This window comes from Rhizocola hellebori, assembly GCF_016862955.1.
Taxonomy (GTDB): Bacteria; Actinomycetota; Actinomycetes; order Mycobacteriales; family Micromonosporaceae; genus Rhizocola; species Rhizocola hellebori.
Genome location: NZ_BONY01000033.1, coordinates 38,359 through 49,866 on the forward strand (window position 1 = coordinate 38,359; position 11,508 = coordinate 49,866).

An 11,508-nucleotide genomic window follows, 5' to 3' on the forward strand; every position below is an offset into this window, starting at 1 on the left:
GGCTCAGTCGTCTCCAGACGTCAATGGGTTGTCCTTCACGTACTGCGCCGTCTCTTCATAGAGCCGGTTAATGAACTCCTCCAGCTTGGCTCTTTCCACCCGCCACTGGCCGCGGCCGCCGAGCCGGATGGCCACCAGGTCACCGCGCCTCACCAGCGCGTAGACCTGGGCCACCGAGGTGTTCAGCTCCTCGGCCACCTGCTCCAGCGTGAAGAAGCGGGGCTGGTCCACGACTACCTCCGGATCTTTGCGTTTGGTTCAGTTTGCCACTGGGAGCCGCCGGAGCGATAGGCATGCGAAACTGACGACGTGACGAACTTTGTCCGTGTCTACATTCCGGCGACTGTTCCGCTCGCGGCCTCGCTTCAGGACGGTCCGGAGCTCAAGGTACCGGCAGCGCCTGTGCACGCCGTAACCCCCGCGTTGCGCGAGTGGTACGCGGAGGGCGATCAGGAGGAGCTGGAATACGTGGCGTTCAGCCGCGCCGCCCAGGAGGCGCTGCGCCTCCTGCACGCCGATCCGGGGGCTCCTCGCCGGCGTGTGGTGGTGTCGGCGGACATGCCGGAGGCGGCTGTCCAGATCGAAAGCCAGGAGCTGGGCTCAAGCGCGGTGCGGCTCAGCCTGCCGGTGGCGCTGAGCGCGATCGCCTCATTCCACATCGATGCCGCGCAGGCCGAAAGCGACGTCGCCGCAGCGGCGGAGGCGATCGAGGCGGCGGCTGCGGGCGATGGCGACGCCCAGTTCACCGTGGACTCGGTCGAAGATCACGACCTGCTCTGGTACGCGCCCGAGGAGCTGGGCGACATGCTGAAGTCCTGAGTTATTCGGCCTTGCGGGGCAGCGTCCGTCCAAACGCGACCATCGCGGTGATGGCGCCGATGAAGAAGAGCACCAGACCGGTGTTGAGCCGAGACGCGCCAAGCCCTTGCTGCACCAGGCGATCGCCCGCGGCATCGCTGCTGACGAGCGTCAGCAGCCGTGACGTGCCGACGCGGGTGACCAGATCGCCGACTATCCAGAGCAGGCCGGGCAGGCCACCCGCGAGCAGGTAGAGCGGCCAGCGCGGGGTGACCCCGGCCAGGCGCGCTTCCCGCCGCATGACTCGGTAGGCGATGTAACCGCCGATCAGCCCGGCGACGAGGGCCTGGGTGGCCGAAAGGTAGCCGGAAGCGGCCTTGTCCGCGGCCTCGGTGCCGTCGGCGCCGAAGATCGGCAGCAGCCAGCTCGAGTTCACCTGCATCACGTTGAAGAGGAAAACATTGACCAGCGTGGCGACCACGGCCGCGCTCACGATAATCTGGGGACGGATCATGCTGAGCGCGCCGCCGATGGCGCCGGCGAAGCCGAGGATGAGCGCCAGCACCCACACCGCGTCGGCGGGCATGCCGCGCACCACGAGCACCGAGGCGCTCGCGAGCGCTCCGGTGACCAGGCCGGCGGCCACGGTCACGACCTGGCGCGGCACCCGTGAGGTGCGTGCGGCTACCTGACCGCTCACCCAGATCCCGACCGCCGCTCCGGCGAGGATGCCGGCCAGGGTCAGCTGCAGCAGCGAGGTGGCGGCCGCCGCGAGCGCGAGATCGCCGCTGGTGGGCGCGAGGAAGTTCCGCACGATGGTCAGGACGGCGATCAGCCAGAGCACCGCCGCGAAGGCCAGCCAGCCCCCTCTGGCCGGTGTTTCCGACATTTTGCCGGTACCAGACGAATCGTTTATGGAGGATGGAGGCGTGACGGTGGTCGGCTCGGTCATCGGGGCCTCCTGGCCGTGGTGCGAGGGGACAAGCGGGCGGAGTGGGAACAGGGCTCCAGAGCGAGCCTAGCCAGCTCTGCTGGCGTGGGCGTGGTCGGTCTGGGGTAATCCTGCACATGCGAGGATGTCTCAAGGAGTGGGAGGACAGCGCCGTTCCTCCTGGGAAGAGGGAGCCATCGATGGATGCCGTATTCGTGGTACCGGATCCGCACAACGAACCGGTCCTGACCTACGCGCCCGGCTCGCCCGAGCGGGCCACATTGCGCACCCGGCTTGATCAACTCCAGGCCGAACGGGCCGATCTGACGATGACCATCGATGGGCAGCAGCGCATGGCCGGCGGTGAGGCGATCGAAGTCGTCCAGCCGCACAAGCATCGCCATGTGCTCGGAATCACCCACAATGCGACCAACGCCGATGCCGTTTCGGCGGTGACGGCCGCCAAGAAGGCTGCCCCACTATGGCGTGAAATGTCATTCGAAGATCGGGCCGCGATCTTCCTCAAGGCTGCCGACCTCCTGGCCGGCCCGTGGCGCGCCACGCTCAACGGCGCCACCATGCTCGGCCAGTCGAAAACCTGTTACCAGGCGGAGATCGATGCGGCGTGCGAGCTGATCGACTTCCTTCGCTTCAACGTCTTCTTCGCGCGCAAGCTTCTCGCCGAGCAGCCCTTCTCGTCGACGGGCGTGTGGAACCGCTTTGACCACCGGCCGCTCGAAGGCTTCGTCTACGCGATCACGCCGTTCAACTTCTCCGCGATCGCGGGAAACCTGCCTTCCGCGCCTGCGCTGCTGGGCAACACGGTGGTGTGGAAGCCCGCGCACACCCAGCAGTTCGCCGCCCATCACACGATGCGTCTCTTCGAGGAGGCGGGCCTGCCGCCCGGCGTGATCAATATGGTCACCGGCGACGGCATAGCCGTTTCTGATGTCGCGCTCAGCGACCCCGATCTGGCGGGTATCCACTTCACAGGAAGTACCAAGGTTTTTCAGCTTCTATGGAGGACGGTCGGCGAGAATATCGCTAAGTACCGCAGCTATCCGCGCATCGTCGGGGAGACCGGCGGAAAGGATTTCGTGATCGCGCATCCGTCGGCCGATCCGGTCGCGCTGGTGACCGCGTTGGTACGGGGCGCTTTTGAGTACCAGGGCCAGAAGTGCTCAGCCGCGTCGCGCGCCTATGTCCCGCGTTCGCTTTGGGACGCCGGGGTTCGTGACGACCTCGCCAGCCGCACGGAGTCGCTCAAGTACGGCGACGTCACCGACTTCACCAACTTCGGCGGAGCGGTGATTGACGCGCGGGCGTTCAAACGGCACTCGGAGGCGCTGGAGATGATCAAATCTTCGCAAGCGTGCACAGTGATCGCGGGTGGTACATGTGACGACAGCGAGGGCTATTTCGTCCAGCCAACCGTTTTCGAGTGCACCGACCCGGCGCACGAGGTCTTCACCACCGAATACTTCGGCCCCATCCTCGCCGTGCACGTCTTTGACGACGCGAGTTTCGAATCGGTGGTGAAGCAGGCGGAAAGCGTGGCGCCTTACGCGCTCACCGGTGCGGTTTGGGCACAGGATCGCAAGGCGATCGAGTGGATGTCGCGCGAGCTTCGCTTCGCGGCGGGCAACTTCTACATCAACGACAAGCCGACCGGAGCCGTGGTCGGGCAACAGCCGTTCGGCGGCGCGCGTGCTTCCGGTACCAATGACAAAGCAGGCTCATGGCAGAACCTGATCCGATGGATGTCACCGCGCACCATCAAGGAGACGTTCGTCCCGCCGGCAGACCACGTCTATCCGCACATGGGGTCGTGAATTTGATGAGCCAGGAGCGTTTCGCCAACTTCGGTGAGCAAGGCGGGCAGCTGACCTACAACAGCTATCTGCGGGTGCCCGAGCTGCTTTCCCAGCAGGTCCCCGAATCCGATCCACAAGCCCACGACGAGCTTTTATTTATCACCATCCATCAGTCGTACGAGCTCTGGTTCAAGCTGCTGCTGCACGAGCTTTCCGACGCCAGGGACAGGATGCTGGAAGGCGAGAGCTATCTGCCCCGGGTGCGCCTTGAGCGCTGCCGTTCGATCGAAGGGGTGCTGGTGCATCAGGTCGATGTGATCGACACGATGACGCCTCAGGATTTTTTGATCTTCAGGAATAAGCTGGCGCCGGCATCGGGCTTCCAGTCGGCTCAGTTTCGCGAAATCGAGTTCCTTTCCGGACTCAAGGATCCGGGCTATCTTGAGCGCTTCCGTGGGCTGACCGAACATGAGCGTGTCGCGCTCAGGGAGCGGCTCGACGAGCCCTCGTTGTGGGACGGCTATCTCGCACTGCTTGGCGCGCACGGTTTCGACGTTCATGACACCGAAGAGCGCTTCGCCGCGCTGGTGACCATCGCCAACGATCGCGAGAAGTACGGAGCGCTTTGGGATCTGGCCGAAGCGCTCATCGCGCATGATCAGGCGTGGTCATTGTGGCGTGCGCGACACGTGTTAATGGCCGAGCGTCAGATCGGCACGAAATCTGGCACAGGAGGCTCCTCCGGAGGGGCGTATCTGCGCTCCCGCGTGGAGAAACGCTTCTACCCGGAGCTGTGGGAGCTCAGATCACGGCTCTGAGGCACAAACCGGACAAACGGGTTGTATTGGACCGTCGATTCAGGACTGTCTGACGCGAACTGTGCACAGTGGATTGTGCGGAAATCCTGGACGTTGGCCTTTTTGGTTGTAGCGTAGATGACATGGCAGAGTCAGACATCAACGCAACAGCGGCAGCCGTGCTCGGTTTGCTGCACGAAGGGTCGATGACGGGGGGCCAGTTGATGGCCGCCGCGGAGCGTCGACTCGGCTCATATTGGTCAATGACCCGCTCTCAGGTTTACCGGGAGCTGCCGGTCCTCGCATCGATGGGATATGTGAAGGCGGGCAAGCAGGGCCAGCGCGCGAGCCAGCCCTACTCCATCACCCAGAAGGGCAAGGCCGCGTTCAGCCGCTGGCTGAGCGAGGAGCCCGGCCGCGAGCTGGTCCGCAATCCGTATGCGCTTCGCGTAGCCTTCGGCACCGCGCTGGGCACGGGCGGCACCAAACTTCGCAAGGAGGCCGAGGAATATCACAACGAGCAGCTCACCGAGGCCCGCGAGCAGGCGAAGGAAGCCAAGAAAGAGGGCGACAAGATGACCGCCGCCGGGCTCGAGTTCGCGGTCAACTATCACAAGGCAGCGCTGACCTGGTTGAAGACCGCCACCAAGTGACGCAACGCTTGGTGCGACTCTACGGTCGCTTCCAGACTGTCCAATGCGAACAGACCGGCGCCTAGCACCGGGGGCTGGGTAAGCACAGTTACGAGAGCACCGGGGGAGTGGGCACCAATCCCGTTCCGGACCGCCTCGTCGAGCAGCGGGTGCTGCGCACGCAGCACGCCGCCGCCGAGGACTACGGCGTAATCTGAGTCCTGAAGGTTGAGCCGATTGGCCGCGACGGTGACGAGAGCCACAATTTCCATAGCCTGACGGGCCACCACCCGATGGGCGACCTCGTCACCCGTTGCGGCCACGGCGAAGAGAAGCTCGCTCATGTTAGCCAAGCGTTCCTGGGCGATCATTCCTAAGTGGACGCCGACGATCACCTCGGCCACCGTCGCCGCGCCGAAATGCCGGGCGACCGCCTGCTGCAATGCGGTCGCCGGTCCACGGCCGTCCTCGGCGCGCGCTGCGTGCCACATGGCCAGCGACCCGAGGTGCTGGCCACCGCCCCAGTCGCCGGAGAGCGTGCCCAGCGCGGGGAAGCGCGCTGTCCTTCCGTCGCGAGTGCGGCCGACACAGTTGATCCCCGCCCCGCACACCACCGCTATCGCGTCCGGCGCGTCCGTGCCCGCGCGAAGCAGCGCGAACGTGTCGTTCTCCACGCGGTAGCTGTTGGCCCATCCGGTGGCCTGCACCGCCGCGGCGGCTTTAGCCACCTCCTGCGGCAGATCCACACCGGACAGAAACAGCTCGGCCCGCTCAAACATCACCTCGCCGAGCGCGGCTTCTTCTCTGGCTGTCGTGATGAGACGGTCGAGCAGCCGCATCGCGTGGTCGAGCCCGAGCCCCTGCGGGGACGAGCCCGGCCCGCGTACATATGAATGGACCTTGCCTTCGTCGTCGCCCACAAGAACGTCTGTTTTGGAGTTTCCGCCGTCGACGGCCAGCCAATAGCGAGTCATTTTCGCGCCCACGGCAGGTAGGCCTCGTTCGCCGCGAGCAGGCGATCGGTCAGGCGCTCGGCGATGTCATGCTGCCCCACGAGCGGGTGCGCCAGCAGGGCGAGGTACACGCGGTCCCGGCCGCCGTGCAGACTCGCCTGGAGTGCGAGCTCCTCGTAGGCGCTCACGGCCGCGATCAGGCCCGAATACGGCGCTAAGACGGGCGGTGTGGGCAGCGCGGTGGCGCCCGCGCGATCGACCCGGCAGCTGACCTCTATCACCGCCTCATCGGCCAGGAAGGGCAAATGGCCCTGGTTGCGCAGGTTTACCGCGTGGATCGCGTTGTCGCCGTTCAGTAGCGACGAGATCAGGCCGACGGCCGCCTCCGAGTAGAACGCGCCGCCGCGCCGCGAAAGCAGCTCGGGTTTGCTGGTGAGGGCCGGGTCTTGGTACAGGCGCAGGAGTTCGGCCTCGATCTGGGCCACCGCTTCGCCCCGGGTGCCCTGCTTGCGCTGTTCGGCCAGCACCGAGTCGTGCTGGTAGAAGTAGCGCAGGTAATAGGACGGCACGCTGCCCAGGCGCTGCAACACCTCCACCGGGAGCTGCACCTGTTGCGCCGCGTCGGCCAGCAGCTCGGGCAACCGGTCGACGCCGTGCACATAGGCGGCGCGCTCCCAGGTGAGGTGGTTGAGCCCGACATGGTCCAGGGTGACCTCCTCGGGCGACACGCCGAGCAATCCAGCGAACCGGCGCTGGAAGCCGATCGCCACATTGCACAGCCCGGCCGCGCGGTGTCCCGCGTCCAGCAGCGCCCGGGTGACTATCCCGACCGGATTCGTGAAGTTGATGATCCAGGCGCCCGGTGCCCGCTGCGCCGCGCGTGCGGCGACGTCGAGCACGACCGGCACCGTGCGCAGCGCTTTGGCCAGCCCGCCCGCACCGGTGGTCTCCTGGCCGATGCAGCCGCACTCCAACGGGAAGGTCTCGTCGCTGATCCGGGCCTGCTGCCCGCCCACCCGAAGCTGAATTATCACGATGCTTGCGCCGTCGAGGCCGGCGTCCAGATCGTCGGTCCAGCTCACCTTCCCAAGCAAGCGCTTGGCAAAGGGGCCAACGATATTCAGGCGCTCCGCTGAGGGGTCGATCAGGACCACCTCGGACAGGTCGGTGAAGCGGGTGAATCCGTCAATCAGCTCGGGGGTGTAGGTGGAACCCCCACCCACGACAGCGATCTTCATTGGCTAGCCCTTTACTCCGGTGAGGGTCACGCCTTCGACGAAGGCCTTCTGTGCGAAGAAGAAAAGCACCACGATCGGCACCATGGTCAGCAAAGCCGCGGCGCTGACCAATTGCCATTCAACATGGTGGATGGATCGAAATCCGGCAAGGCCCAGCGACACTGTCCAGTTGTCCTTGTTTTCGCTGGTGTAGAGCAATGGTCCGTAGTAGTCGTTCCAGGCGTAGAAGAACTGGAACATAGCGGTCGCGGCGATGCCCGGCCGGGCCATCGGGATGACCACCCGCCAAAGGGTGCGCCACTCGCCCGCGCCGTCGACGCGCGCCGCGTCCAGGTATTCGTCGGGGATCGTGACGAGGAACTGGCGCAACAGGAAGATGGAGAAGGCGTCACCGGCGAGCATCGGCAGGATCAGCGGCCACAGCGATCCGGTCAGCCCGTTGCTGGCCCAGAAAAGGTAGAGCGGCACCGTGGTGACCTGGGGCGGCAGCATCATCATGCAGATGATCAAGACCATGGTGGTGTTGCGCCCGCGCCAGCGCAGCTTGGCCAGGCCATAGGCGGCGGGCACGCTGGCCAGCAACATGAATGCGGTGGCCAGGCCGGCATAAAGAAGAGTGTTCATCAGGTACCGGCCTAGCGGCGCTTTGTTGAAGGCCTCCACATAGTTGGCCGGATGCCAGTCCTGCGGCCAGATCTGCGAAGTGAGCGTCTGATCGCTGGACATGAACGAGGTGAGGAGGAGAAACACCACCGGCGCAAGGAACATGAAGCTGAGCGCGATCGCCACCGCGTGGCGCGCGATGAACAGCAGGACAACCCTTCGTGTCATAGGAACGTCCTGAACCGGCGCAGCAACAGCAGCGTGGCGCTCAGCGAGACCGCGAAGAGCACGAGCGAGAGCACGCTGGCGTAGCCGAGAGCGCCTGTCCCGAAACCGACCGTGTACAGCCGGAGCGGATAGGTGAACGTGGAGTCGTTGGGGTAGCCGAACACGTTGGTGATCCCGCCGCCCGCGGTGACCGACCCCGACGCGACGCTGGCCGCCACCGCGGCCTGGGTGAAGTACTGAAGCGTGGCGATGACCCCGGTGATCGCGGCGAACTGGAGCACCGGCGAGATGCCCGGCAGTGTCACGTAACGGAAGCGCTGCCAGGCGTTCGCCCCGTCCAGCGCGGCGGCTTCGTGAAGCTCCGCGGGCACGTCGAGCAACGCCGCGATGAATATGATCATGAGGTCGCCGATGCCCCAGAGGGCAAGGAAGACCAGCGACGGCTTGGCCCAGTCGGGGTCGTTGAACCACAATGGCGGGCTGCTCATGCCCAGCTTCGCCAGCAGCGTGTTGACGGGCCCTGTCCCCGGCTTGAGCAGGAGGACAAAGGCGATCGTCGCCGCGACGGGTGGCGCGAGCGCGGGGAGATAGAAGATCGTTCGGTAGACGCCGCGGCCCCGCTTGACCTGATTGAGGAAAAGCGCGGTGAGCAGGGCACCGAGCATCCGCGCCGGGACCATCACCAGCACCAGCCACACGGTGTTCTCGATCGCCTTGCCCAGGCGAATGTCCTCGAGCAGGAAACGCCAGTTGTTCCAGCCGACGAAGCTGGGCGGATCGGTGAGCGTCTCCAGCCGGATGTTGGTGAAGGAGAAGTACACGGCGGAAAGCAACGGGTAGATGAGGAAGAGCCCGAGGCCGACCAGGGTCGGCAGCACAAAGGTGTAGGGCGTCAAGCGTTTGCGCCAAGGGGTGCCGGGCCGGCCGGCACCCCTGGTGACCAATGTGGACATGGCTCAGCCCGCGAGCTTGATCAGATTATTGATCTGGTCGTCGACCTTCTTGAGCCCGCCGGCCAGATCGGCCGCCTCGCCCGATTGATATTGCTGCAGGAAGGCGGAGAACTCGTCCTGATAGGCGGCGCCCACCGAACTGGGCGGGGTGGTGCTCGTGTTCGGGTTGGCGTGGATGTCGAGGAAGACCCGGTAGTTGTCGTCGACCACGAGATCCTTGCTCTGCCTGGCGTCGGTGGTGCTGGGCAAGTTGCGAATCCCGTTGCACAGCTTGACGATCGAGCTGGTTTCCGTGGTGAGGAAGCGGATCAGCGCCCAGGCGGCTTCCTGGTTGGCCGAGGTCTTCGCCACGCCGATCACGTTTCCGGTGGTGTAACCCGCACCGGAGCGGCTCATGTCGTTGACCGGCAGCGAGGTGACACCGTACTTCACTTCGGGCGCCTGGTCCTTGAGGAACGCGAGACGCCACTCGCCGTCGATGTTCATGGCCACCTTGCCCTGCTGGAAGGCGTTCTCGGCGGACCACTCGTCGCCGAGCCCGGCGCGGAACTCCTCCAGCTTGTCGTAGCCGTACCAGTCGACCAGCTCCTTCTGCCACTTGATGAGCTCTGTCCACTTCGGATCGCTGCCGATGTTCGAGGTGCCGTCGGGCTTGAGCCAGCTGGCCCCGACCATCGGGCCCAGGTGTGAGGGCGAGTTCTCGTAGAAGCCGAACAGCGGCAGGAATCCCACCCGCTGCAGCTTGCCGTCCTTGTCCTTGACGGTCAGCCGCTTGGCGAGATCAGCCAGCTCCGCCAGCGTCTTCGGCGGCGCCGTCACGTTCGCGTCAGAGAAGATGCTCTTGTTGTAGTAGAGCCCGTAGGCATCCGCCAGGAACGGCATCGCGCATCGTTTGTTGCGGTACTCCGTATACGTCTTTATCACTTGGGGGTACCGGTTGAGGTCCACCTTGTCGCGCTGGATGTACTGGTTCAGGTCGATCCAGGCGCCCGACGAGCAGAAGCGGCCCACGATGTCAGTCGAGTAGCTCATCGCCACGTCCGGGCCCTGGCCCGCCCCGATGGCCTGGATCATCTTGCCGTCGTCCTGTTCGCCCTTGACCGTCACGGTGACCTTCGGGAACTTGGCGCGGAAGTCGCTGACGAGGTCGTCGACCGCCTTGGCCTCCCGATCGGTGAAGGGGTGCCAGAACTCGATGGCGCCGGTGGGTTCGACACCGGAGGTGGCAATGGGATCGTTCTTGGCCGACGGCGTGCAGCCCGCGGCCAGAGCCGTGATCGCCGAGGCCGCCAGAATTTTCTTCAGAAGGTGCATAGGGAACTCCCTGGCGAGGAAGGGATGGAAAAGGTGTTCCCCCGTGAAAAACGGCCGATCAGGCCGGAGCCAGGGCGTGGCGTAGCGAGTCGATGAGCGAGTCGCGAACCGCGCGCAGCCCGGCGTCGAGCGCCCCGAGCAGGACAGCGTCGTCGGTCAACGCGGTCACCGCGATCGGGGTGCGCAGCGGGGTGGCTCCGTGAAAGGCCTCCGCTACCAGATCTCGCAACACGCTGCCGCCGGCCTGGGCCACCTCGCCGGCGAGCACGACAAGGGGAGGGTCGAGGATCGCGGCCACCGAGGCCAGCGCCACGGCGATGCGCTCGGCCAGCTCCTTGAGAAACGGGTCGGCCGGTGTGCGTGCGCGACCGTCCACATGCGACACCGCTTCGGCGACCGCCGCCTCGGGCGTGCGGGCGTGATAGCCGTGCTCGGCGGCGAGCGCGAGCACGGCCGGCCCGCCGACCAGGTCCTGGAGATCCTTGCCGGACTGGCCGACCGGCACATAGCCCAGCTCGCCCGCGCCGCCGGACACACCGCGCAGCAGGGTGTCGCCCAGATCGATGGCACAGCCGAGCCCGGCCCCGAACCACAGCAGGGCGAAGCCCTCTGTTCCGGTCGCCACGCCGCGATGCCGTTCGGCGATGGCGGCCAGGTTGACGTCGTTTTCCGCCCCGACCGTGGTGTCGAGCCGGCCGGCGAGATCGCTGACCAGCCCGGGACGGTTCCAGCCGGCTACATCGATATGGCGGATGGTGTCGCCGGCCGGGTCGTACGAGCCCGGTACCGCAAGCTGGACGTGGGTCACCGCGCCGCGATCGAGCCCGGCCCGGCGGCACAGGTCCTCCACCGTGCTGACGACTGTCGTGATTGGATCGCTAGGCTCCAGGTCGTACTCGGCCCGGGCCAGAACATTGCCGGTAAGGTCGCCAAGCGCCGCCCCCACGGCGGGGTGGGCGGTCTCGGTCACGTCGCGGATCGACAGCGCCGCAACGTGAGCGGCGCTTGGATTGATGGCGTAGATCTCGGCGTTGGGCCCGGGGCCACCGCTGGTGTGCCCGATGACCGTGGCGAAACCGACCCCGGTCAGCGTGCGCAGCACGTCGGAGGTGGTGGGCTTGGACAGCCCGGTAAGCTCGCGCAGCTCGGCGCGGGTCAGGGTGCCTCGCTCGAGCAGCAGTGCCAGGGTGGCACTCTCGTTCATGGCGCGAAGCAGTTTCGAGGAGCCCGCCAGCCGCGTCATGAAG

At 65.8% G+C, this 11,508-nt stretch carries 12 protein-coding genes; 4 read left to right on the forward strand and 8 right to left on the reverse strand.

Annotation, left to right across the window (positions count from 1 at the left end; translation table 11 throughout):
* Positions 1 to 3: 3 nt before the first annotated feature.
* Complete coding sequence (locus tag Rhe02_RS25515; RefSeq protein WP_203910879.1) at positions 4 to 231, reverse strand: helix-turn-helix domain-containing protein; 228 nt, start codon at positions 229 to 231, stop codon at positions 4 to 6.
* Between the two features lie 78 nt (positions 232 to 309).
* Between Rhe02_RS25515 and Rhe02_RS25520 the strand changes: the two genes are divergently transcribed.
* Positions 310 to 819 carry a DUF6912 family protein gene (locus Rhe02_RS25520; RefSeq protein WP_203910880.1) on the forward strand — a complete coding sequence of 170 codons (510 nt, stop codon included), beginning with the start codon at positions 310 to 312 and terminating at the stop codon, positions 817 to 819.
* Position 820: 1 nt separating this feature from the next.
* Here Rhe02_RS25520 and Rhe02_RS25525 read toward each other — a convergent pair whose 3' ends face one another.
* Positions 821 to 1,750, reverse strand: a complete 930-nt coding sequence (locus tag Rhe02_RS25525; protein ID WP_203910881.1) for a hypothetical protein — start codon at positions 1,748 to 1,750, stop codon at positions 821 to 823.
* A 179-nt stretch (positions 1,751 to 1,929) separates the two neighbouring features.
* Here Rhe02_RS25525 and pruA point away from each other — a divergent pair, with 179 nt between their 5' ends.
* The 3 genes from pruA (at position 1,930) to Rhe02_RS25540 (ending at position 4,993) form a co-directional block, all read left to right on the forward strand.
* Positions 1,930 to 3,561 (forward strand): L-glutamate gamma-semialdehyde dehydrogenase, encoded by a 1,632-nt coding sequence (gene pruA, locus Rhe02_RS25530; protein ID WP_203910882.1) that lies wholly within the window; start codon positions 1,930 to 1,932, stop codon positions 3,559 to 3,561.
* A 5-nt stretch (positions 3,562 to 3,566) separates the two neighbouring features.
* Positions 3,567 to 4,361 carry a tryptophan 2,3-dioxygenase family protein gene (locus Rhe02_RS25535; protein ID WP_203910883.1) on the forward strand — a complete coding sequence of 265 codons (795 nt, stop codon included), beginning with the start codon at positions 3,567 to 3,569 and terminating at the stop codon, positions 4,359 to 4,361.
* 122 nt (positions 4,362 to 4,483) lie between these two features.
* Positions 4,484 to 4,993, forward strand: a complete 510-nt coding sequence (locus Rhe02_RS25540; RefSeq protein WP_203910884.1) for a PadR family transcriptional regulator — start codon at positions 4,484 to 4,486, stop codon at positions 4,991 to 4,993.
* Here the strand turns inward: Rhe02_RS25540 and Rhe02_RS25545 are convergent.
* Genes Rhe02_RS25545 through Rhe02_RS25570 form a run of 6 tightly spaced genes read right to left on the reverse strand, consistent with a single transcriptional unit; the run spans position 4,951 to position 11,504 of the window.
* On the reverse strand, positions 4,951 to 5,946 hold the full coding sequence (locus Rhe02_RS25545; protein WP_203910885.1) for an N-acetylglucosamine kinase: 996 nt from the start codon (positions 5,944 to 5,946) through the stop codon (positions 4,951 to 4,953). The genes Rhe02_RS25540 and Rhe02_RS25545 overlap by 43 nt on opposite strands.
* A complete protein-coding gene (locus Rhe02_RS25550; protein WP_203910886.1) occupies positions 5,943 to 7,163 on the reverse strand; it encodes a 6-phospho-beta-glucosidase in 1,221 nt (406 codons plus the stop codon). The genes Rhe02_RS25545 and Rhe02_RS25550 overlap by 4 nt, the downstream gene beginning before the upstream one ends.
* A 3-nt stretch (positions 7,164 to 7,166) precedes the next feature.
* On the reverse strand, positions 7,167 to 7,994 hold the full coding sequence (locus Rhe02_RS25555) for a carbohydrate ABC transporter permease (protein WP_203910887.1): 828 nt from the start codon (positions 7,992 to 7,994) through the stop codon (positions 7,167 to 7,169).
* Positions 7,991 to 8,947: a carbohydrate ABC transporter permease gene (locus tag Rhe02_RS25560; RefSeq protein ID WP_203910888.1), complete on the reverse strand. Its 957-nt coding sequence runs from the start codon at positions 8,945 to 8,947 to the stop codon at positions 7,991 to 7,993. Before Rhe02_RS25560 ends, Rhe02_RS25555 begins: the two co-directional genes overlap by 4 nt.
* A 3-nt stretch (positions 8,948 to 8,950) precedes the next feature.
* Positions 8,951 to 10,261 (reverse strand): extracellular solute-binding protein, encoded by a 1,311-nt coding sequence (locus Rhe02_RS25565; protein WP_203910889.1) that lies wholly within the window; start codon positions 10,259 to 10,261, stop codon positions 8,951 to 8,953.
* A gap of 58 nt (positions 10,262 to 10,319) precedes the next feature.
* A complete protein-coding gene (locus Rhe02_RS25570; RefSeq protein ID WP_203910890.1) occupies positions 10,320 to 11,504 on the reverse strand; it encodes an ROK family transcriptional regulator in 1,185 nt (394 codons plus the stop codon).
* Between the last annotated feature and the right edge of the window lie 4 nt (positions 11,505 to 11,508).